Origin of the sequence: Frigoribacterium sp. PhB107 (assembly GCF_003751515.1) — a bacterium.
Classification (GTDB): Bacteria; Actinomycetota; Actinomycetes; order Actinomycetales; family Microbacteriaceae; genus Frigoribacterium.
Genome location: NZ_RJKU01000001.1, coordinates 735,510 through 756,714, shown reverse-complemented (window position 1 = coordinate 756,714; position 21,205 = coordinate 735,510). Strand labels below are relative to the sequence as shown.

Genomic DNA, 21,205 nt, shown 5'->3' with positions numbered 1-21,205 from the left:
CTGAGGAGGTGGTGTCCATGCTAGACGGACGGGTCGAGGTGCAGACAGCCCTGTCGTGGGCGGTCACGACTCGGCGGGGTTGTCGACGATGCAGTGGATGCGCAGGCGGAGGCTCGACTCGTGGGTCGAGGCCGAGTACTCGCCCACGCGCTCGAGGGCGCTCCACGTCGCGGGGGTGACCCGGTTGCGCCGGATGCCGGTCGTCGAGACGACGATCGGGACCTCGACGCTGCGGCCGGCCAGCGAGGCGATGGACTGGGTGACGGCGGCCACGGGGCCGAGGGTCAGTGTGATCGCCGCGCTCGGCGCCCTCGTCTTCGAGTCGCCGAGGAGGAGCCACACGGCCTGCAGGAGTCCGTCGCGCTGCGGCGGCGCGAGCAGCCCGGCGAGCGACGACGGGTCGACGAGCGTCACCGAGCGCCCGAGGTACTCGGACTCGGTGACGGCGTGGTGCAGCCAGGTCTCGCGGCGGCCCTCGATGAGGTGCAGCCGCAGCTCGGTCGCGAGCGACGCGGCCTGCGAGGCCACCTTGGGCGCGAGGGGGAGCGGCACGTCGCCGCCGGCGACGCCGTCGAGCAGCTTCTCGGCGGCGAGGTCGAGGCGGGCGAGCTCGTCGCTCGCGAGCATCCCCACCGCGAAGCGGGGCTGCGAGACGTTGCTCTGGACCAGCACGCGGTCGAGCTCGACCTGCACCATCCGTCGGAACCGCTGCACCACCGAGACGGCGACGGCGCCCGGCAGCACGGCGAGCGCGACGATCGAGATCTGCTGGGGCACGGAGTCGGCGGTGAGGGGGGTCGACGCCACGACCATGGCGACGAAGCCGACGAGGAGGACGGCGACGGCGACGACGATCTCGCGGGCCGGTCTCAGCGTCACGACGGGCAGCAGGCCGAACCCGACCGCGACGCTGGCCGTCGCGTAGGCGCCCACGTCGTGCAGCGGCCAGATCGCGACGAAGTCGAGGGCGACGACGACGACCATGATGCCGCCGATGACGGCGAAGACCCCGCCGGTGAGGCGCTCGCCCCGGATCGTGACGAGGGCCGCCGTGCCGACGAAGGCGGCGATGTAGAGCAGCCAGGCCACGAGCGCCGGCGCGACCATGGGGTAGTCGCTCAGGTGGCTGAGGAAGAAGACCAGGCCGTACACGGCCTGCACCGCGGCGACCACGGCGGCACCGAGTCCCAGGTAGCCGGTGCCGAGGGTCGCGCCGGCGGCACGGGCCTGGCGCAGGGACCGCGCCCCCGTCGAGCCGATCGGCAGGCCGCGGGCGGCCCGGCGGCCGCGCTGCACCCCGAGGGTGTTCTCGTCGATGCTCATCGGGGCGCCTCCAGGACGACGGTGGTGCCGGAGCCCGGCGACGAGAAGAGCCGGGCGCTGCCGCCCACCTCGCGCAGGCGGCCGACGACGGACTCCTTGAAGCCGAGGCGCTCCTCGCTCACGCCGTTCAGCTCGAAGCCGACTCCGGCGTCGGTCACCATCGCGCGGACCATGGAGTCGTCGTGGATGATCGTCACGTGCGCCTCGGTGACTCCGGCGTGGCGCCGCACGTTCTCGAGGCACTCGGCGAGGGCGAGCAGGAACGCGTCGAGCACGTGCGTCGGCAGCAGCACCTGGCCGGTGCCGTGCCAGCTCACCTCGAGGCCCATGCGCCCGAAGCGCTGCTTGACCGACTCGAGGGTCTGCCCGAGGGGCGACTCCTCGACGGTCTCGAGGGTGTACTCGCCCGACGCCTGCGGCTGGGGCGTCCCGCCGAGGCGGAGGTGACGCAGCAGCCGCGCGTCCTCCGCCGCCTGTGCCTGCAGCGCCTCGGGGGTGACGCCCACGCCCGAGTGGGCGAGCAGGGTCAGGGTCGCGAGGACGGTGTCGTGCAGGAGGCGAGCGCCCTGCCGGCGCTGCGCCTCCGTCTCGCTCGCCTGGCGCTCGGCACGGTGCGCGTTGCCGATGCTGTAGATGCGACGGGCGGCGAGGGGGACGGCACGGCCGAGCCAGACGCCGACCACGAAGACGAGGACCCAGCCGAGCACGACGGCCGCGACGGGGAAGGTGAGGACGGAGCCCGTGGCGAGCGAGACGCACGCGACGGAGACGGCGAACGCGACGACGGCGGTGACGACGCGGATGCGGCTCGTGGACAGGACGAAGGCGAACGACGCGTTGGCGCCTCCTGCGAGGGGGATGACCGCCGTCGCGACGGCAGCGTCGGCCGGCGCCCCGAACGGGAGCAGGGCCACGACCGTGGCGGCGAGGCCGGCGGCCATGCCGCCGAGCACGGCCCAGCGCGAGCCCGACCGGCCGACGACGACCAGGGCCGCGACGAGAGCGGCCACGAGCACGGCCACGAGGGCGAGGTGAGCCGGCTCGGTCACTCCCGGGAACGCCAGGGCCACGAGCGACACCCCGGCGCAGGCGATGCCCAGGGTGCGCGTGGTGGAGCTCAGGAGCCGATCGCGTTCCTGGGCGAATATGTCCATGGTGATCCAACGGGTACGACGACGTGATGCGTGTCTGTCGGGTGACAGCGACCCCTCATGTTTCCACATGTGCAGGCCCTGTGAGGCGCACGGGCGTGCGCGACGCGCCGAGGACACGTGGATCACTCGTGTCGCGGGCAGACGCGGAACGGGGGACGTGTCGGCCGTTCGGGGGACCGGCCAGGGGACGCCTCGCCGGGGCGGGGAGCCGGGTCAGCTGGCCAGCAGGCGCCGGAGGTGGTGGCCGACCGCGTCGTCCTCGATGAGGAAGCCGTCGTGCCCGTACTCGCTGGTGATCACGACGGCCTCGCCGTCGTCGAGGCTGTTCGGCAGGTGCCGGGCGATCGCCTGCTGGTCGCGGGCGGGGAAGAGCCGGTCGCTGTCGACCCCGAGCACGAGCGTGCGCGCCGTGACCCGTGCGAGCGCCTCCTCGACGCCGCCTCGGTCTCGGCCGACGTCGTGGGAGTTCATCGCCCCCAGCAGGGCGACGTAGCTGCCGGCGTCGAAGCGGCGCGTGAACTTCGCGCCGTGGAAGTCGAGCCAGCTCTCGACCTGGAACCGGCCGGGGCCGCCCAGGGGAGAGATGTCGCTCTGCCAGGCGCGCCCGAACCGGGCCGCGAGCTCCTCCGGCGATCGGTAGTTCAGCAGGGCCATGCGGCGTGCGAGGGCCAGGCCGCGCCAGGGCCCCTCGCCGTCGACGGCGTCGTAGAAGTCGCCGCCCGCGAAGGCCGAGTCCATCCGGATCGCCTCGGTCTGCACCGTGTTGAGGGCGATCTGGTCGGCGCTCGCGAGGGGCGGTGCCGCCAGCACGGCGAGCCGCTCGACCCGGTCGGGGTGCGTCACGCCCCACTCGAGGGCGTGCATGCCGCCCATCGAGCCGCCGACGACGGCGGCCCACCGCTCGATGCCGAGCTCGTCCGAGAAGGCCGCCTGGGCGGCGACCTGGTCGCGGATCGTCAGGTGCGGGAACCGCGAGCCCCACTCGACGGCGTCGGGGCCGAACGACGAGGGGCCGGTGCTGCCCTGGCAGCCGCCGAGCATGTTGGGCGCGACGACGAACCAGCGGTCGGTGTCGACGGCGAGCCCGGGGCCCACGACGCCGCCCCACCAGCCGGCCGTGCGGTGGCCGGGGCCGGCCTGCCCCAGGACGTGGCTGTCCCCGGTGAGCGCGTGCAGCAGGAGCACGGCGTTGTCGCGGGCGGGGGAGAGCTCGCCCCAGGTCTCGTAGGCGATGCGGACGCGGTCGAGCGCCGTGCCGCTCTCGAGGTCGAGCCGGTCGAGTGCGACGAACGACCGGTAGCCCGGGTCGTCGCCGTCACGCCAGGCCCCCGTCACGGGCGGGCGAGCCAGCATCGCGAGCCGGGTGCGCTCGCTCACGACGCTCGACGGGACGGTGTCCTCGGGGGTGCTCTGCCAGTCCATGTGCTGCCATCCTGCTCGACCCGAGGAGGCGTGGGCCGTTTGTTACGTCCGCCGCGCCTCCCCGGTGCGACCTCAGGAGGTGCGCAGCGCCTCCTGGGTGACGGCGCGGGCTGCTGCGAAGCCGGCCTCGAGGTCGGCCTTCAGGTCATCGACGTTCTCGAGGCCGACCGAGAGCCGGACGAGCCCGGGGGTCACGCCCGTCGTGAGCTGCTGCTCTGGGGTCAGCTGCGAGTGCGTCGTCGAGGCGGGGTGGATGACGAGGCTCCGCACGTCGCCGATGTTCGCGAGGTGGCTGAAGAGGCGCAGCCCGTCGACGAGGGCCCGGCCGGCGTCCACGCCGCCCTTGAGCTCGAACGACAGCACGGCGCCGACGCCGCGCGGCGCGTACTTGTTGGCGGCGGCGTACCAGGGGCTGGTCGGCAGCCCGGCGTACCAGACCGCGGCGACGTCGTCCCGGGCGTCGAGCCACTCGGCGATCTCCTGGGCGTTCTGCACGTGGCGCTCGATGCGGAGGCTCAGCGTCTCGATGCCCTGGATCAGCGAGAAGGCGCTGTCGGCGCTGTTCGAGGCGCCCAGGTCGCGGAGCAGCTGGACACGGGCCTTGATCACGTAGGCGAGGGCGTCGCCCACCGCCTGCGTGTAGACGGCGCCGTGGTACGACGGGTCGGGCTGGGTGAGCCCGGGGAACCGCTCGGCGTTGGCGCTCCACGGGAACCGCCCGCCGTCGACGATGAAGCCGCCGATCACGGTGCCGTGCCCGCCGAGGAACTTCGTGGCCGAGTGCACGACGATGTCGGCCCCGTGCTCGATCGGGCGGATCAGGTAGGGGGTCGCGATCGTGTTGTCGACGATCAGGGGCACGCCCTCGGCGTGGGCGACGTCGGCGACCTTCTCGATGTCGAGCACGTTGATCTTCGGGTTGCCGATCGTCTCGGCGAAGAAGAGCTTCGTGTTCGGGCGGACGGCGCGGCGCCACTCGTCGGCGTCGTCCTGGTCCTCGACGAAGGTGGTCTCGATGCCGAGCTTGGCGAGCGTGTAGCGGAACAGGTTGTACGTGCCGCCGTAGATCGACGACGACGAGACGATGTGGTCGCCTGCCTCGGCGAGGTTGAGCACGGCGAAGGTCGACGCGGCCTGGCCGGACGCGACGAGCAGCGCGCCGACGCCGCCCTCGAGCGCGGCGATGCGCTGCTCGACCACGTCGTGGGTCGGGTTCATGATGCGCGAGTAGATGTTGCCGTTCTCGGCGAGGGCGAAGAGGTCCTGCGCGTGCTGCGAGTCGCGGAACACGTACGAGGTCGTCTTGTAGATCGGCGTCGCCCTGGCGTGGGTCGTCGGGTCGGGTCGTGCCCCGGCGTGGATCTGCTGGGTCTCGAACTTCCAGTCGGGCGTCTCTGCGCTCATGGTGTGCTCCTCGTCCGGGTCGGGGGTGGTGCGGCTGCGGGCCACGGTACGGAGGCGCGGGGCGGGTGTCCACGGGCTCGGACTCGCGGCGTAACGGGCGACGTCGGTCCGCCGCGCTAGCGTGGGCGACGGCCGCAGGCGGGACGCGGCGGTCACCACGGACGAGCACGAACGAACGACGAGGACGGCACATGGCGAAGCGGGCACTGGTCACGGGAGCGAGCTCGGGCATCGGCGCGGCGACGGTCCGGCTGTTCCGGGCACGGGGCTGGGACGTGCTCGCGGTCGCCCGACGCGAGGACCGCCTCCGGGCGCTCGCCGACGAGACGGGGGCGACCTGGTTCCGGGCCGACGTCACGAGCGACGACGACGTCGCGGCCCTGCGCGCGCACGTCGACGAGACCGGCCCGCTGCACGTGCTGGTCAACAACGCCGGCGGCGCCTTCGGCCTCGACTCGGTCGAGCACGGCTCGGTCGACGACTGGCGGCGCATGTTCGAGGTCAACGTGCTCGGCACGAAGCGCGCCGTGTCGGCGCTGCTGCCGGCGCTGCGGCGAGGGGCCGAGGAGGCGGGCGGCGCGGACGTCGTGACGGTCACCTCCATCGCGGGCCACGTCGCGTACGAGGGCGGCGGCGGGTACAACGCGTCGAAGTTCGCCGAGCACGCACTCGTCGCGGTGCTCCGCCTCGAGCTCACGGGGGAGCCGATCCGGGTGGTGGAGATCGCGCCGGGCATGGTGCACACGGAGGAGTTCTCGCTGGTCCGTTTCGGCGGCGACCAGGCGCGGGCCGACGCCGTCTACTCGGCGGTGGAGGCGCCGCTCGTCGCCGAGGACGTCGCGGAGTCGATCGTGCACTCGGTCGAGCTGCCGGCACACGTGAACCTCGACCTCGTGACGATCAAGCCGGTCGCCCAGGCCGCACCGTACAAGATCGCGAAGGGTCCGTTGCGGGTCAGCCGCGACTGAGGTCGGTGCCGGTGCCGGTGCCGGTGCCGGTCTCGGGCCCGGTCTCGGCGCCGGTGCCGCTGCCGGCGTCGTCCTCGCGACCGGCCGTGCGCAGCAGGTCGGCCAGGTCGCCCTCGACGAGTCCGCGGATGCGCTCGTCCCGCCCGTCGTCGTAGCCCGGCGCGGGCGACGCCGCCCAGCCGAGCCGGTCGACCACGGTGCTGCCGACGTCGTCCCAGGCGCGCGACCTGGCCGCCTCGACGACGCCGCTGACGAACGCGGCGTCGTCGCGCCTCCTCGTCAGCTCGGCGGCGAGCGCCTTGGCGGTCGCCTCGCGGAGCTTCAGTGCCCCGGCGTCGTCGGTGCGGTAGTCGAACTGGTGCCGCGACTGGCCGTAGGCGCGGCCGGTCTGGCGGCGCAGGCGCCGCACGCGGGCAGCCCCGGCGAGCTGCTGCTCGGCCAGGCGGGCCATGTCGTCGCGGACGACCTGGGTGGCGACGGCCTCGTCGAAGGGCAGCGCCTCCTGCAGCGCTCGCCGGATGACGTGGTTGGTCGCCGAGACCACGAGGGCCGAGCGAACGATCAGGAGGCCCTCGTCGACGGAGCGCTCGAGGGCGGTCCGCTCGGCGCGGCGGCGCTGGCCGGGGCCGTGGGGCACGGGTGACCTCCTGGGGCTGGATCGGGACGCCACCAGGCTAACGACGTCGGGTCGACCTCGGCCGACCTCGGCCGACCTCGGCCGACCTCGGTCCCCGCGTCCGGCCGTCGGCGCCACTTCCCGGTCGTGGGGCGACGCGCCCGGTCGACGAGGTGACACGTCCCCATTTCGGGTGGTTGTCGAGCACACCCTGAGGGGCTGACCGGGGCACGCCCTGCCTGAGCGGCGCCTCAGCGTCCGGGGGACACGCCGTCGGCAGAAGTGCCGACCCTCGATCGGGGGTCCGGGAGCCGCGAGCGTCAGCGTCCGGGCCGATATCGACCGCAGGCGGCGGCGCCGCAGAGGCTGCAGTCGCTGCCGCGCCGGTAGTGCTCGTGTGCCGCCTCGTCGTGGCCGCATCTGCACACCGGCTGGCATCGGGGGGTCTCGTCGGCCATGTGCGACACCTGTCGTTCAAGTTGGGCTGAGCAGGGCTTCATCGCCACCTGCTTGGCCCCGTCGGTCGGGATCGACGACGCCTGCGGCAGATCGTAGTCGGACGACGGCCGGGGGCGCCGGGGCGCGCCACCCGGACGGGGGGACACCGCGGGTCGGCGAGGACGGCGCGGAGGACCGCCCCCGGAGGGTGACCGGGGGGCGGCGGAGGCCGGGTGCCCCCCATCAGGGGGCAGGCGCCGTGATGGACGCCAGACCTATGGTTCTCACGACCCCCGGCGGGGCCCGACCCGAATCGGCCCCGCCGCACGACGGACGACCCGACCCGAATCGGCCGTCCGCCCGGGGGCCCGCCTACCCGAGGCGCGGCCTCCGTCCCGAGTGATCCCTCGTCGCCGCGCGGATCGCGTCGGTCCGTGGCGCCTCCCCGCGCCGCGGTCCGGCGCGCCCCGACGCGTCCGCCTACCCCAGAGGACCCGACCCTTGCGCTCCACGCCGCACGTCCCCGCAATCCCCTCCCTCCCCGCCGTCCCCCGCATCTCGATCGTCGTCCCCGCCCGCAACGAGGCCCGCAACCTCGAGGCCGTCCTCCCGACCCTCCCGGCCGTGCACGAGGTGATCCTCGTCGACGGCAACTCGGTCGACGACACCGTCGCGACGGCCCGCCGGGTCATGCCCGACATCGTCGTGCTGACCGAGACCCGCCGGGGCAAGGGCGCGGCCCTCGCCCGGGGCTTCGAGGCCGCCACGGGCGACGTCGTCGTGATGTTCGACGCGGACGGCTCCGCCGACGCCGCGGAGATCCCTCGTTTCGTCGACGCCCTGCTCGCCGGCGCGGACGTCGCCAAGGGCAGCCGGTTCGTCCCCGGCGGCGGGAGCGACGACATCACCGGAGTCCGCCGCCTCGGCAACTGGTTCCTCAACACCGTGACGAACGTCCTGCTCGGCACCCGGTACACCGACCTCTGCTACGGCTACAACGCCTTCTGGGCCCATGTCGTGCCGGTGCTCGACCTCGTGCCGAGCAGTGCGCCCGCGCCGACCGGCGGCCGCATGCTCTGGGGTGACGGCTTCGAGATCGAGACGATCATCAACTGCCGCGTCGCCACCGCCGGCCTGCGGGTCGCCGAGGTCCCGAGCGTCGAGCTGCCCCGCATCCACGGCGAGAGCAACCTCGACGCCGTGAGCGACGGGCTCCGCGTCCTGCGCACGATCCTCGCCGAGCGGGGGCGCGGGCGTGCCGTCCGCCTCCCGGCACTCGCTCCCGCACCCGTCACCGCCGCGGCCCTGACCCCCGCGGCCGCGACCGTCGTCGACGCCGTGGGCGCCACCGCCCCCTCCTCCGCCAGGATCGTCGCGTGAACGGCTGGACGCAGCGCGTCAGCGTCGTCGTGTGCGCCTACACGACGCGCCGCTGGGACGACCTCCAGGCGTCGATCGAGTCCGTGCGGGCACAGCCCGAGGCGGACGAGGTCGTCCTCGTGATCGACCACGCGCCCGAGCTCCTCGCCCTCGCCCTGGCCCGCTGGGACGACGTCGTGATCGTGGAGAACGCCCAGCGGCGCGGCCTCTCCGGGGCCCGCAACACCGGCGTCCTCGAGGCCTCGGGCGACGTCGTCGCGTTCCTCGACGACGACGCCGTCGCGGAGCCCGACTGGGTCCGCCTGCTGGTCGAGCCCTTCGTCGACCTCGACATCGTGGGCGTCGGCGGCCGTGCCGAGCCGGTCTGGCCCGTGGGAGGCCGTCGTTTCTACAGCGACGAGCTGCTCTGGGTGGTGGGCTGCAGCTACGCCGGCCTGCCCGAGGGGGACGCCGACGTCCGCAACGTGCTCGGCTGCACGATGGCGTTCCGCCGCTGGGACCTGGTCCAGGCGGGCGGCTTCGACCTCGACACCGGTCGCGTCGGGCGCATCCCGCTCGGCTGCGAGGAGACGCAGCTCTGCATCCGCCTCCGCCAGGACGACCCCGACGCGCGCATCGTGCTCCGCCCCGCAGCGCTCGTGCAGCACCGGGTGACGCCCGACCGCGTGACGTGGTCGTACCTCCTGCGCCGCGGCTTCTTCGAGGGCGTGTCGAAGGCCGCCCTCGCCCGGGAGCTCGGCCGGGAGGACTCGCTGTCGACTGAGTCGCACTACCTCTCGCGTACCCTGCCGGGCGCCGTGCTGCGCGAGCTCGGCCTCGCGGGCCGCGGCGGGCTGCGTCGTGCGGCCGCGATCGTCGCCTGCGTGGCGGCCACCGTGGCCGGCTGGGCCCTCGGCACGGTCGCGGGCGCACGCCTGGGAGGCGCGGGCTCGATCGCCGCGACGGCCGACCTCCTCGAGCGGGCCGGCCGGTGAGCCCGGCGCCCCTCGTCGGCGCGGCCCCGGCGGGCGTCGCTCCTCGTCTTGCCCAGGAGGCGCCTCCCCGGCCGTCCGTCGGACGTCGCGTCACGCGCGACTCCCTCTGGATCCTCAGCGGCTACGCCGTCACCTCCGGCGCCGGCTTCGTCTTCTGGATCGTCGCGGCCCGCACCGTCTCGCCCGAGCGCCTCGGCGTCGACACGGCCGTCTACTCGGCCGTGACGGCGGCCGCGGCCATCGCGTCGAGTGGGGTCGGCAACGCGCTGCTCGTCACGATCTCGAGCGACGGGCGGCACGGGGCCTCGGCCCTGCGGCTGGGGCTGGCGATCGCGGCCCTCGTGGCGCTGCTCGCCGGCCTCGGTGCAGGGCTCGGGGTCGCGGCCCTGGTCGACCCGGGCGCTTCGCCGGTCGCGACCGTCGTGGCCGTGGCTCTGGCGGTCGTCGTCTGGACCGCCTTCGTCCTCAAGGACCCGGTGCTCACGGCCCTCGGCGCGGCCAAGTGGCTGCTCGTCATGAACGGCCCGGTCAACGTCGCGAAGCTCGCGGTGCTGCCGGTCGTCGTGGTGGCCCTCGGCACGCTCGGCTCGCCCATCGTGGTGGCGGCGCTGCTGCCCGCGACCGTCGCGGTCGCGATCGCATGGGGCGTGCTCGTCCCGCGCCGCCTGGGCGTCGTGGTCGGCGACCGGGAGCCCCTCGCGCTCAGCGAGCCCGAGCGCCGGTCGTTCCGTGCCTTCGTCCTGCGCGACGGCACGGCCAACGGCCTGTACATGGGGGGCGCGCTCCTCCTGCCCTTCGTGGTCACGACCTTCGCGGGGGCCTCGGAGGGGGCGCTCTTCGCCCTCTGCTTCCAGATCGGCCTCGTGCTCGATCTCGTCGTCGTCAGCGTGGGCACGTCGCTCATCGCCCACGCGTCGAGCGAGCGGGGCCTCGTCGGCGCCGTCGCGTTCCGCACCTGGCTGGTCGTGCTCGGCGTCGTCGCGGTCGCGGCCACCTGCCTCGTCGTGGCCTCGCCCCTGCTGCTCTCGCTGCTCGGGCCGTTCTACGCGACCCCCGAGGGGTCGCTCGTCCTCGCCCTGCTGGCCGGCGCCTCCGTCGTCCGCACGGCCTACGAGGTATGGGGCTCGCAGCAGCGTGCTCGACGCCGGACGACCCCCGTCCTCATCTGCAGCGTGGCGTCCACCGCCGTGCTCGTCCCCGGGGCCGTCCTGGCCGCCGGTGCCGGGGGCGCCGTCGGCGTCGCCGTCCTCGTCCTCGGCGTCACCCTCGGCCTCGCGGTCGTCGGCGTCGTCGGCCTGGCGCGTTCGCGCCGTGTCCTGGAGGTGGCCTCGTGACCCACGGCCTGCTCACCCGTCCGATGTCCAGCCCCGTCGGGCCCGCCTGGAGCGGCGCCGTCTGGGTCGGCGAGCTGGACGCGGCGGAGGTGGCGTACACGCCCCTCGACCGCTTCCGCCTCGTCGACCACGAGGGCTACGCCACGGCGCGGTTCCTCCTCCGCCGTCGGCACACCGTGCTCGGCTTCGTCGAGGCGCCCGTCGTCGGCGGCACGGTCGACGTGGCGGTGCTCCGGGAGGGGCTCCGCGCGCTTCCCCGGGTCGAGGACGTCGCCGAGCCCACGCGGCTGTCGCGTGTCACGGTGGTCATCTGCACCCGGGACCGCCCCGACGACCTCCGGTCGGCCCTGACGAGCGTGCTCGCGCTCGACCACCCGTCCTTCGACGTCGTGGTGGTCGACAACGCGTCGCGCACCGACGACACGCGCCGCCTCGTCGAGACCGAGTTCGACGACGCCAGGGTCACACTCGTCTCCGAGCCGCGACCCGGCATCTCGAACGCCCGGAACGCGGCCCTCCGCCACGTCACCGGCGACCTGGTCGCCTTCACCGACGACGACGTGGTCGTCGACCGGTGGTGGCTGCGGCGTCTCGAGGCCGGGTTCGCCCTCGCCCCCGACGTCGCCCTCGTCTCCGGCCTCGTGCCGAGCGGCGAGCTGCGGACGCCCGTGCAGCGTTACTTCGACGACCGGGTCTCGTGGGCCGGCAACGTCCGCACGGCCGTCTACCGCCTCGCCGAGCAGCCGCGCGACCTGCCGATGTTCCCCTTCTCGGTCGGCGAGTTCGGCACCGGCGCGAACTTCGCGCTCACCCGGGCCGCTGCCCGCGAGCTCGGCGGCTTCGACCGCGCCCTCGGCGTCGGCACGCCGACGAACGGGGGAGAGGACCTCGACGTCTTCGCCCGCACCCTCTTCGCCGGGCACGCGCTCGTCGTGGAGCCGTCCGCGCTCGTCTGGCACCGTCACCGGTCGGACGTGGCCGCCCTGCGCAAGCAGTCGGTCGGCTACGGCACCGGTCTCGGGGCCTGGCTGACGAAGGTCGCCGCCGACGGCCCCATGCGGCGGAAGGCGGCGACCCGGGCCCCGCGGGCGCTGGTGCGCCTGCTCTCCAAGGGCGGAGGCGGCCTCGCCCAGCCCGACATGGCGGTGTCCGCCGGCGAGACAGCCACGCCCGAGGCCGTCGCCCGGGCCCGCGCCGAGGCGGTCGCGGCCGCCGAGCTCGCCCGCGAGGTGTCGCGGATCGGCTGGCTCGAGCTCGCCAGCGTGCTGCGCGGACCCGGCCTGTACCGCCGCGAGCTGCGGGCGGTCGCACGCCGCGAGGCCGATGAGGCGGCGGCCGACGACCACGACGGCGGTCCGGCTGCCGAGGCGCGCGGCCCCCGCACCACGGCCGCGAGCTCTGCTCCGGCCACGGCCACGGCAACGGCAACGGTCCGCTCCGAGGCCGACGTGCGCCGTCTCGCCGCTCGTGCCGCCGTGCTCTCCGGGGCGGCCGCCCTCGTCGCCGCGCCCGGGCTGCTGCCGTCCTGGCTCCAGCTGCCCCTCGTCGCGGCAGCCGTGCTGATCGGCCCGGGAGCGGTCCTCGCCTCGTGGCTGCGCCTTCGTCGCTCGGCCGCGGCCGTCGTCGTGCCCGTCACGGGGCTCTCCCTGATCGTCCTGCTCACGACGGCGGCCGCGACGGCCGGGCTGTGGTCGCCACGGCTCGTGCTCGCCGGCCTAGGGGTCGCGCTCGTCGTCGCGGGCGCCCTCCGCCTCGCGCGGCTGAGGGCCGGCAGCGGTCGGCGGGTCGCGCGGGTCGTCGGCGGGACCGCCTCGTGACCGACCTGCTCGATCGTCCCGCAGCGCCGGGCGCCCGACGGGACGAGGAGGCGCGGCGCACCGTCCCGGGGCGCGTCGCCCGCGCCGCTCGCGTCGCCCGCACCTCCGCGCCGGTCCGTGCGCACCTCACGCCCGCCCGCCTCCTGATGGCCGTCGCCGCGGCCCTCTGCCTCGGGTCCCTCCCCGCGATCCCCGACTCACGGCACACCACCCTCGGTCTCCTGGTCAGCACGGTGCCCGGGGTCCCGGCGTCGATCGCCCTGTCGGCCGTGGCTGCGGTCCTCGCCCTGCGGGGCCGACGTGCCTCCGACCGGGTGCTGGCGCTCGCCGTGTCGCTCGCCTGCCTGAGGCTGCCCACCGCGCTCGGCACCGCCGAGCCGATCTACGGCTGGACGTACAAGCACCTGGGGGTGATCGACTACCTCCAGCAGCACGGGTCGGTCGCCACCGGGGTCGACATCTACGGCGGCTGGCCGGGGGCCTTCAGTGCCGTCGCCTGGTTCTGCACGGTCACGGGGACCACGCCGATCGCTCTGGCCCAGTGGTTCGCCGTCCTCGTCCAGGCCTTCGCCGTCCTCGCCGTGTTCTCGCTCGCCCGGGGCCTCGGGCAGACCCACCGCCAGGCATTCGTGGCCGCGTTCCTCGCCCAGGCGCTGGGCTGGGTGGGGCAGGACTACCTGTCGCCGCAGGCCGTCGGCTGGGTCCTCGCGCTCGGCGTGCTCGTCCTGCTCGTGCACAGCCGTCGTCGCCCGGCGCTCGGGCTGCTCGCCGTCGTGCCCTTCGCAGCCGTCGTCGTGACCCACCAGCTCACGCCGTACTGGCTCGTCCTCGCCGCGCTCGCCCTCGGCGCGCTCGGCGTCGTCCGCCCGCGCTGGCTCGGCCTCGCGTTCGGGCTCGCCGCCGGGGGCTGGCTGCTGCTGCACACGGCCGACCTCGGCTCGTCGGCGCTGTTCTCCGGGGCCGACCCGCTGGCCAACGCCCGGACGCCGCAGACCGGGGCGGGCAGCACCGGCCAGACCGTCACCTCCCTCGCTGCACGCGGCACCGCGGTCGCGCTGTGGGCGCTCGCCGGGGGCGTCGCGGGCCACGGGCTGCTGGCCGGGCGCCTCCGCCGAGGAGCGTCCCGCGTCGTCGACCGTCGGCTCGACCCGCGAGCCGTGGCGCGACGCCAGCACGTGCTCGTCGCGGCGGTGCTCGCCTTCGCGCCCTTTGGCCTGCTCGCCGGCCAGAGCTACGGGGGAGAGGCCCTCTTCCGGGTGTACCTCTACTCGCTGCCCGGCTGCGTCGTGCTCGTCGCGCCGCTGGTGACGCGCCTCCTCGTCCCGCGTGCGCCCGGCGCTCCCTGCGCCGTGGTCCCGCTCGTCGCCGCCGTGCTGGTGGTCGCCGCCGCCCTCGGCAGCGCCCAGGCCTACTACGGCGGCTGGTTCGCCAACGTCGTGCAGCCGCGCGCCGTCGAGGTCGGCAGCGAGCTGCTGCGGACCATGTCCGTCCCGTCCCGCCTCCTCAGCCCCGTACCCGTGGGCCCCGGCCGCATGGTCGGCGACTACGTCGCCCAGGCCGCGGCCGACCCGCTCTACGACGCGAGCATGACGACCTGGGACGGCTGGCTCGGCGAGTCGTTCGACGACCCCACCGTCGAGCGCGACCTCACGAGCGACCTCGTGTTCGAGGGAGAGCCCACCTACCTCCTCCTGACCCAGCAGATGCGCGACTACGGCGACCTGTACGGCCTCTACCCCGCGGGCGCCCTCGACCGGTTCGCCGACCAGCTCGACGCCGACGCCCGCTGGACGAACGTCATCGACGACGGTGGCGTGCAGCTCTGGGTGCTCGAGGGCACCACCCCCGCCGCCCCCGACCGACAGGACCGATCGTGACCGTCACGCAGCCCCGCCCCCACGACGTCCCGGAGGCTCCCCGCCAGCTCAGGATGCCGCCCCTCGACCGCCTCGCCGCCTCCTGGCACGTGCTCAGCCGGCTCGGCCCGCTCGAGCTGCCGACCCGCGACGCGCTCGTGGCGGCGCTCCGACGCGTCGCCTCCGTCGGGCCGGACGCGCGCGTCGGGCTGCTCCCCGGCCGGCCCGGCCACTGGACCTGGGACGCGACCCGGCTCGACGCGGCCGTCCAGCGCATGGTCGTCGTCGACGAGACCGGCGAGCTCGGCCGGCTCGACGCGTCCGCGGCGCTCTCGGCGCTCGCCGACCGGGTCGACCGCTCGCTGCCGGTGCAGTTCGTGCTCTCCGGCCAGCACCTCCTCGCCGTCTACGACCACGCCGTGGTCGACGCCCGCTTCACCGCGGCCCTGCCCGGCGCGCTCATCGACCTCGCCGCGGGCTCGGCCATGCCCGAGTGGATCACCGCGGTCGGGGCGCGACGTCCGCTCGTGTCGGCCCTCGTCGCGACCTTCGTGCGCCACCCGCGTCGTGTGCTCGGTCTCGTCGCCAGCCGGGGCACCAGCCGCGGAGGCGCTCTGACGCCCGCGTCCCGGGCCGAGGCGCGGCACGACGCCCACGTCGACGCGGCCCGCTCCGCTCCGTCTCCGTCCGCGGGCGGCCCGGCCCCGCACCGCGTGGTGGTCGTCCGTGCGGAGGGCACCGTCGAGGCGTACCGGGCGCTCCGCCGCCGCCTCCGCGAGGTCGACCCGGCCCCGTCGTTCGCCGCCGCGGTGCTCGTGATGCTCCGCCGTGCCCTGCTCGACGAGGGGGTCGACCTCGACCCGCTGAGCGACGTCGTCTACGACGTGCGGCAGTGGCTCGACGGAGACGACCAGGTGCCCGGCAACTTCGTCACCGCCCTGCCGATCGGCGGCGGCCTGGACGCCCTCGCCGTGGAGCGGGCCCTGCGGGCGACCGTGTCGTCGGGACGGCCGCTCGCCGCCCTCGCGATCGGTGCCGCACGCGAGACGCTGAGGCCGCGCCGATCCGCCCCGCCGACGGCGTCCGGCGGACCAGGTCCCTCCGCGGCCCGTCCCGGCAGCGTCCCCGCGCGCGTCTCGCTCAGCTCGGTCGGTGTCGTCCGCTCGATCCAGCGCCTGCCGTGGGTCCGCGACGGCCGCCCCGCCGAGGCGGCGTACGCCGTCGACCCGGTCGGCCCCGGCGCGGTCAGCGTGCAGCTCCTCATCGTCGACGGGGTGGTGCAGGTGACCGTCGCGCTCGGGGCGGGCGCCCCGTCGCCGGAGGTCGTCGAGCGGGCCGCGCGGCGGGTGCTGACCGAGCCGGTCGCGCTGCTCGACGCCCTGGGAGTCGGCACGGCGGACCAGGCGTCGTGAGTCGCCACGCTGGCCGCGGGGACGACGGCCCGGTCGGCCGCCGAGTCGCCCGGCGCGCCGGCCGCCTCGCGGCGCGCCCTGCCGTGGTCGCGGGCGTCGTCGCCGCCGGCTCGGGCGTGCTCGCCCTCGTCCTGGTGGGCGCCTCCGTCGTCGTGCCGGTGGTGCGCGCCGCGACCGGCATCGAGGCCCCGCTCGGCGACGCGACCTGGACCGAGGACTTCGACGGCCCCGCGGGCACGCCGCCGGACGCGGCGTCGTGGACGGCGCAGACCGGTGCGGGCGGCTGGGGCAACGACGAGCTGCAGACGTACACGGCCGACGCGGCCGTGCTGGACGGCGACGGGCACCTCGTGATCACCGCGACCGTCGGCGCCGACGGCTCGGCCACCTCCGGTCGGATCACGACGCAGACGAAGCGGTCGTTCGGGGCCGGCACGGTCGCGGCACGCGTCCGGCTGCCCGACGGCACCGGCCTGCTGCCTGCCTTCTGGCTGCTCGGCGACTCGGTCGACACCGTCGGCTGGCCGGCCGCCGGCGAGGTCGACGTCGTCGAGACCCCGTTCTCGACCGGCACCTCGACGCACCTGCTGCACGGCGGCACGCTCACGGCGCCGACCACCGACGCGCAGGCAGGGGGAGACGCGGTCCACGACGTCCCCCTGTCCGACGACTTCCACGTCTTCGCGGTGACGCGCACCGTCGACGCCGTCACCTGGACGATCGACGACGAAGAGGTGCAGCGCGTCGACCGCGCGTCCGCGCCGGACGGGCTGCGGTGGGTGTTCACGCAGCCGTTCCATGTGCTGTTCTCCCTCGCCGTCGGCGGCCGCTGGCCGGGTTCGCCCGACGAGACGACGCCCGCTGAGAGCCGCATGGTCGTGGACTGGGTGCGCGCGACGGAGGGGTAGCTAGCGTGGCGTCATGACCGCCTCCCCGCTGGACGCCTCCCCGGTGTCGGCCGCCGCGCCTCCTCTGCTCCGTCGCCCCTTCGTGCGTCAGCACTGGGGCGGCCTGGCGTTCGCGCACTGGCGGGTGGAGCCCGAGCGGGTCGCGCCCCTGCTGCCGCCCGGCACCCGGCCCGACGTGCACGACGGGTCTACGTGGGTCGGGCTCATCCCGTTCCGCCTCTCGGGCAGCGCGTTCGGGCCGTTGCCCGCAGTCCCGTGGGCGGGCTCGTTCCTCGAGACGAACGTGCGGCTGTACTCGGTCGACGACCTCGGCCGCCGCGGCGTCGTGTTCCGCACCCTCGAGGCGCAGAAGCTGCTGCCGGTGCTCGGCGCGCAGGCCGGTCTCGGCCTGCCCTACCGCTGGGCGTCGATGTCGAGACGAGAACGAGGAGGCGTCGTCGAGTACGCCTCCCGCCGCCACGGCCCCGGAGCGCGGCCGTCCAGCCGCCTCGCCGTCCGCCCGCTCGCCGACGAGGTGGCCGGCGACCCCCTCGCGGACTTCCTCACCGGCCGGTGGGGCATGCACGTGGCCCGCGGCGGACGCACCCGCTACTGGCCGAACGAGCACGCGTCGTGGACGCTGCGCCGCGCCGAGCTGGTCGACCTCGACGACGAGCTCGTCGCCGACTCGGGTCTGCCCGGGGTCACCGACCGCGCACCCGACTCGCTGCTCTGGTCGGACGGCGTCGACACGGTGTTCGCGCCGCCCGGCGGCCGGTGGGAGCAGCCCGACCGCTGACGGGGCCTGGACGCCGGCCCGTGGTGCACCTGCGCCGACGGTGGCTGGCCGCGGGCGACGCGTCGTGGTCAGCCGGCGTTGTTGTCGGGGTGCAGCGCCTCGAGATCGATGTCGTGGTCGATGATCGCCTGGACGGCTTCGGGGCTCGCGTCGAGAGCCGCCGAGAGGTCTGCGACGGGGACGTGGGCATCGACGGCGTGCTCCAGGGCGAAGACGGCGGCCGCGGCCGCGTCGTGGATGCCCTCGGCAGGGCTGGCGAGGAACGCCTGGACTTCGTCACGAGCGGTGTCGGCGAGGGACCCTTGCTCGTCCGTGAGTGCTGCCGAGGTGAGGTCGGACGTGGGCAGCGGAGAAGAAGGGTCGCTCATGACGCTGATCCTAGAGCTCGCCGTTCCTGGGACGACTCCGCACGGAGCGGAGCGGCTCGTCCGCCCGCCACCTCAGGGCCCTGAGTCGGCCCGCTCCTCGCCCGCCTGCCGACGAGGTCCAGGGGCCGACCGGCAGGGACGTCTCGTCCCGCGACGGGCGTCGCCGACTGCGCCACGGCCCGGTACGGTTGCGGGATGGTCTCCTCACCCGACGCCCCGTCCGACCTCGACCCCTCGTCGGCCACAACGGCCCCCGTCGTGGTGGAGGACGACGTGGCGGGAGATCCTGACGCCGCTGCCCCTGCCGCAGCCGCCGCCTCCTCTGCTCCCGGTCCCGCACCGTCGGCAGAGCGCGAGGTCCTCGGCTGGCTCGAGTTCGGCGAGGCCGCACGGCACCTCGCCCGCGACGTCGTGGCGGCCGACTTCACGCCCGACGTGATCGTCGCCGTGGCCCGTGGAGGCCTCGTGCTCGCCGGCGCGATCTCGTACGCACTCGACACGAAGATGTGCGGCTCGATCAACGTCGAGTTCTACACGGGCGTCGACGAGCGCCTGCCCGAGCCCGTGCTGCTGCCCCCGACGCTCGACGCCCCGGCGCTGGCGGGCAAGCGCGTGCTCGTCGTCGACGACGTCTCCGACTCGGGCCGCACGCTCGCCCTCGTCCGCGACCTGCTCGCGGAGGTCGCCTCCGAGGTGCGCACGGTGTGCCTCTACAGCAAGCCCCAGACGATCCTCGAGCCTGACTTCACCTGGAAGCGCACCTCCCAGTGGATCACCTTCCCCTGGAGCGCCCTGCCTCCCGTCACCCGCGACGCCGGACAGGGCGACGTCTCGTGAGCATCCACCTGGTGGGCGGCGGCTGGGCGCCCGACGAGCCCGGGCTCTACGACCTCTTCGTCGCCGAGGCGGCGGTCCGCGGCCGCGCGGTCGGGCGCGACGTCCCGCGCGTGGGCGTGCTGATCGTCGTCGCCGACGACTCGCCCTCGGAGGAGTGGCGCGCCGGGTTCCCCGCCCTCATCGCGTCCGGCGGCCGCTGCGAGGCCGTCACGACCGTGGTCGAGGCAGGCGACGTCTTCGACACCCGGGTGCTCAGCGACGTCGACGGCCTCGTCGTCGGCGGCGGGCTGACGCCGGCCTACCTCGAGGCGGTGGCTCCGCTGGTCGACCAGGTGCGCCTCCTCGTCAGCGACGGCCTGCCGTACGTCGGGTTCTCGGCCGGTGCCGCGATCGCGGCCGACCGGGCCCTGCTCGGCGGCTGGCTGATCGGCGACGTCCCCGTCTGCCCCCAGGACGCCGCGGAGGACCTCGACGAGGTCGAGCTCGGCGAGGGCCTCGGCCTCGTCGACCTCGCCGTCGACGTGCACGCCGCCCAGTGGGGCACGCTCACGCGCCTGGTCGCCGCGACCGAGGCGGGCATGGTCCGAGGAGGCGTCGCGATCGACGAGCACACCGCCCTCGTCGTCGGGGAGGGCGCGTTGACCGTGCTCGGCCGCGGCAGCGTCTGGCGAGTGGAGCCGCAGGTCGACGAGCAGGGCGACGTCGTCGGCGTGTCCGTCGGCTCGCTGGGCGCGGAGTGATCGCGCGCCCGCTCGCCGACCTGGTGCACCCGAGCTGGGCTGAGGCGCTCGCGCCCGTCGCGCCGCTCGTCGCCGACATGGGCGAGTACCTCCGCGCCGAGGTGCGCGCCGGTCGCGGCTACCTGCCCGCGGGCGAGGCCGTGCTCCGTGTCTTCACGACGCCGCTCGACGAGGTGAAGGTGCTCGTCGTCGGCCAGGATCCCTACCCGACGCCCGGCCACCCGATAGGTCTCTCGTTCGCCACGGCCCCCGACGTCCGGCCCGTGCCGCGCAGCCTCGCGAACATCTACCGCGAGCTGCAGGACGACCTCGGCCACCCGCCCGTCGCGCACGGCGACCTCACCTCGTGGCAGCGCAACGGGGTCATGCTGCTCAACCGCGTGCTGACGGTGCGTCCCGGCGAGGCCGGCTCGCACCGCGGCAAGGGCTGGGAGCCCGTCACCCAGCGGGCCGTCGAGGTGCTCGCGGCCCGCGGCGGACCGCTCGTGGGCCTGCTCTGGGGGCGCGACGCGGCGTCGCTGGTGCCGCTGCTCGGCGACGTCCCGACGGTGCAGTCGGCGCACCCGAGCCCGCTGTCGGCGTCGCGCGGGTTCTTCGGGTCGCGGCCGTTCAGCCGCGTCGACGAGCTGCTCGTGCAGCAGGGCGGCACGCCCGTCGACTGGCGCCTGCCCGATCTGCCCTGAGCTCGCTGGTCTGCCCGCGCCTCCTCGGTGCCGGACCCGCGCCTCCTTCGCGGTTCAGGAGATCGCGGGCGGCGCCTCCTGCATCGTGCACAGGTCAGGACTCGCCTTCCCCCCGACGCGCGATCCAGGACCGATCTTCCTGAATGAGGGGGTCGCGGCGTGCCAGAGTGGGGACGTGCTCGAGGAGGAATACCAGCAGAGGCGGCAGCTGCCCCGTCGGCTCCGCCCTGCGCCGGCCCCCGAGCCCGAGTTCTCGTTCGAGATCAGGCCGCTCGAGCCCGCCGACCTGCCGTACGTCCGCGAGATCCACTCCCACTACGTCGCGAACTCGAGCGTGACCTTCGACGAGAAGGCGACGACCCTGGCCGAGTGGCGCCGCAAGGCGGCCGTCGGGCAGAAGCTCGGCATGCCGTTCCTCGTGGCGGTCAGCCCGGCCGGCGAGGTGCTCGGCTACGCCCACGCGACGCCGTGGGGCGGCAAGGCCGCCTACCGGTACACGGTCGAGACGTCGATCTTCCTCCGGGCGGCGGCGACCGGACGTGGCCTCGGCCGGGCCCTGCTGGAGGCGCTGGTCGAGGCCTGCAGGGAGGCCGGCATCCGCGAGATGATCGCGGTCATCGCCGACGCCAAGGCCGACGCGTCGATCGCCCTGCACGCGCGGCTCGGCTTCGTCGAGGTGGGCCGGATGGGCCGGGTCGGGTTCAAGTTCGGCCGCTGGCTCGGCACGGTCACGATGCAGAAGTCGCTGAAGAAGCGGCGTCGTCGTGACTCCGCTCCGCGCGCCTGAGGGCCG

19 protein-coding genes are annotated in these 21,205 nt (G+C 75.0%); 13 read left to right on the top strand and 6 right to left on the bottom strand.

The features are described 5' to 3' along the window. Positions 1-63: 63 nt before the first annotated feature. From EDF18_RS03415 to EDF18_RS03400, 4 genes are all read right to left on the bottom strand, one after another. Positions 64-1,323 (bottom strand): hypothetical protein, encoded by a 1,260-nt coding sequence (locus tag EDF18_RS03415; protein ID WP_123546383.1) that lies wholly within the window; start codon positions 1,321-1,323, stop codon positions 64-66. Then, complete coding sequence (locus EDF18_RS03410; protein ID WP_123546382.1) at positions 1,320-2,477, bottom strand: sensor histidine kinase; 1,158 nt, start codon at positions 2,475-2,477, stop codon at positions 1,320-1,322. Before EDF18_RS03410 ends, EDF18_RS03415 begins: the two co-directional genes overlap by 4 nt. Positions 2,478-2,690: 213 nt before the next feature. Further along, positions 2,691-3,899, bottom strand: a complete 1,209-nt coding sequence (locus EDF18_RS03405; RefSeq protein ID WP_123546381.1) for a homoserine O-acetyltransferase — start codon at positions 3,897-3,899, stop codon at positions 2,691-2,693. A gap of 72 nt (positions 3,900-3,971) precedes the next feature. Continuing rightward, positions 3,972-5,303: a bifunctional o-acetylhomoserine/o-acetylserine sulfhydrylase gene (locus tag EDF18_RS03400; protein ID WP_123547265.1), complete on the bottom strand. Its 1,332-nt coding sequence runs from the start codon at positions 5,301-5,303 to the stop codon at positions 3,972-3,974. Positions 5,304-5,494: 191 nt separating this feature from the next. On the opposite strand from EDF18_RS03400, the gene EDF18_RS03395 reads away from it, so the two are divergent. Beyond that, positions 5,495-6,271, top strand: a complete 777-nt coding sequence (locus tag EDF18_RS03395; RefSeq protein WP_123546380.1) for an SDR family oxidoreductase — start codon at positions 5,495-5,497, stop codon at positions 6,269-6,271. Here the strand turns inward: EDF18_RS03395 and EDF18_RS03390 are convergent. Beyond that, on the bottom strand, positions 6,258-6,908 hold the full coding sequence (locus EDF18_RS03390) for a hypothetical protein (RefSeq protein ID WP_123546379.1): 651 nt from the start codon (positions 6,906-6,908) through the stop codon (positions 6,258-6,260). The genes EDF18_RS03395 and EDF18_RS03390 overlap by 14 nt on opposite strands. 918 nt (positions 6,909-7,826) lie before the next feature. On the opposite strand from EDF18_RS03390, the gene EDF18_RS03385 reads away from it, so the two are divergent. From EDF18_RS03385 to EDF18_RS03350, 8 genes are read left to right on the top strand one after another with little or no spacing between them, the layout of a single operon-like run. Then, positions 7,827-8,705, top strand: coding sequence for a glycosyltransferase family 2 protein (locus EDF18_RS03385; protein WP_233568965.1), 879 nt, complete (start codon positions 7,827-7,829; stop codon positions 8,703-8,705). Next, positions 8,702-9,679 carry a glycosyltransferase family 2 protein gene (locus tag EDF18_RS03380; RefSeq protein WP_123546378.1) on the top strand — a complete coding sequence of 326 codons (978 nt, stop codon included), beginning with the start codon at positions 8,702-8,704 and terminating at the stop codon, positions 9,677-9,679. The genes EDF18_RS03385 and EDF18_RS03380 overlap by 4 nt, the downstream gene beginning before the upstream one ends. Continuing rightward, a complete protein-coding gene (locus EDF18_RS03375) occupies positions 9,676-11,013 on the top strand; it encodes a hypothetical protein (protein ID WP_123546377.1) in 1,338 nt (445 codons plus the stop codon). The genes EDF18_RS03380 and EDF18_RS03375 overlap by 4 nt, the downstream gene beginning before the upstream one ends. After that, positions 11,010-12,830: a glycosyltransferase family 2 protein gene (locus tag EDF18_RS03370; protein WP_123546376.1), complete on the top strand. Its 1,821-nt coding sequence runs from the start codon at positions 11,010-11,012 to the stop codon at positions 12,828-12,830. The genes EDF18_RS03375 and EDF18_RS03370 overlap by 4 nt, the downstream gene beginning before the upstream one ends. Further along, positions 12,827-14,707, top strand: coding sequence for a hypothetical protein (locus EDF18_RS03365; RefSeq protein ID WP_123546375.1), 1,881 nt, complete (start codon positions 12,827-12,829; stop codon positions 14,705-14,707). The genes EDF18_RS03370 and EDF18_RS03365 overlap by 4 nt, the downstream gene beginning before the upstream one ends. After that, the gene (locus tag EDF18_RS03360; protein ID WP_123546374.1) at positions 14,704-16,098 is read left to right on the top strand and encodes a hypothetical protein; all 1,395 of its coding nucleotides are present in this window, start codon (positions 14,704-14,706) and stop codon (positions 16,096-16,098) included. The genes EDF18_RS03365 and EDF18_RS03360 overlap by 4 nt, the downstream gene beginning before the upstream one ends. Next, positions 16,095-17,006 carry a family 16 glycosylhydrolase gene (locus tag EDF18_RS03355; RefSeq protein ID WP_123546373.1) on the top strand — a complete coding sequence of 304 codons (912 nt, stop codon included), beginning with the start codon at positions 16,095-16,097 and terminating at the stop codon, positions 17,004-17,006. Before EDF18_RS03360 ends, EDF18_RS03355 begins: the two co-directional genes overlap by 4 nt. A gap of 13 nt (positions 17,007-17,019) precedes the next feature. Next, a complete protein-coding gene (locus EDF18_RS03350; protein ID WP_123546372.1) occupies positions 17,020-17,784 on the top strand; it encodes a YqjF family protein in 765 nt (254 codons plus the stop codon). Positions 17,785-17,852: 68 nt separating this feature from the next. Here the strand turns inward: EDF18_RS03350 and EDF18_RS03345 are convergent, their stop codons facing one another. Then, entirely contained in the window at positions 17,853-18,152 is a 300-nt protein-coding gene (locus EDF18_RS03345; protein ID WP_123546371.1) for a hypothetical protein, read from the bottom strand. A 195-nt stretch (positions 18,153-18,347) separates the two neighbouring features. Between EDF18_RS03345 and EDF18_RS03340 the strand changes: the two genes are divergently transcribed. From EDF18_RS03340 to EDF18_RS03325, 4 genes are all read left to right on the top strand, one after another. Continuing rightward, positions 18,348-18,989, top strand: coding sequence for a phosphoribosyltransferase (locus EDF18_RS03340; protein ID WP_123546370.1), 642 nt, complete (start codon positions 18,348-18,350; stop codon positions 18,987-18,989). Further along, positions 18,986-19,729 carry a Type 1 glutamine amidotransferase-like domain-containing protein gene (locus EDF18_RS03335; RefSeq protein WP_233568964.1) on the top strand — a complete coding sequence of 248 codons (744 nt, stop codon included), beginning with the start codon at positions 18,986-18,988 and terminating at the stop codon, positions 19,727-19,729. Before EDF18_RS03340 ends, EDF18_RS03335 begins: the two co-directional genes overlap by 4 nt. Then, entirely contained in the window at positions 19,726-20,412 is a 687-nt protein-coding gene (locus EDF18_RS03330; RefSeq protein WP_123546369.1) for a uracil-DNA glycosylase, read from the top strand. The genes EDF18_RS03335 and EDF18_RS03330 overlap by 4 nt, the downstream gene beginning before the upstream one ends. 175 nt (positions 20,413-20,587) lie before the next feature. Beyond that, a complete protein-coding gene (locus EDF18_RS03325; RefSeq protein ID WP_123546368.1) occupies positions 20,588-21,199 on the top strand; it encodes a GNAT family N-acetyltransferase in 612 nt (203 codons plus the stop codon). Positions 21,200-21,205 lie beyond the last annotated feature (6 nt).

Bases quoted from the DNA above. Each gene is read 5' to 3' on its own strand.
- EDF18_RS03415 (WP_123546383.1), bottom strand. From the start codon at position 1,323: ATGAGCATCGACGAGAACACCCTCGGGGTGCAGCGCGGCCGCCGGGCC.
- EDF18_RS03410 (WP_123546382.1), bottom strand. From the start codon at position 2,477: ATGGACATATTCGCCCAGGAACGCGATCGGCTCCTGAGCTCCACCACG.
- EDF18_RS03405 (WP_123546381.1), bottom strand. From the start codon at position 3,899: ATGGACTGGCAGAGCACCCCCGAGGACACCGTCCCGTCGAGCGTCGTG.
- EDF18_RS03400 (WP_123547265.1), bottom strand. From the start codon at position 5,303: ATGAGCGCAGAGACGCCCGACTGGAAGTTCGAGACCCAGCAGATCCAC.
- EDF18_RS03395 (WP_123546380.1), top strand. From the start codon at position 5,495: ATGGCGAAGCGGGCACTGGTCACGGGAGCGAGCTCGGGCATCGGCGCG.
- EDF18_RS03350 (WP_123546372.1), top strand. From the start codon at position 17,020: ATGACCGCCTCCCCGCTGGACGCCTCCCCGGTGTCGGCCGCCGCGCCT.
- EDF18_RS03345 (WP_123546371.1), bottom strand. From the start codon at position 18,152: ATGAGCGACCCTTCTTCTCCGCTGCCCACGTCCGACCTCACCTCGGCA.
- EDF18_RS03340 (WP_123546370.1), top strand. From the start codon at position 18,348: ATGGTCTCCTCACCCGACGCCCCGTCCGACCTCGACCCCTCGTCGGCC.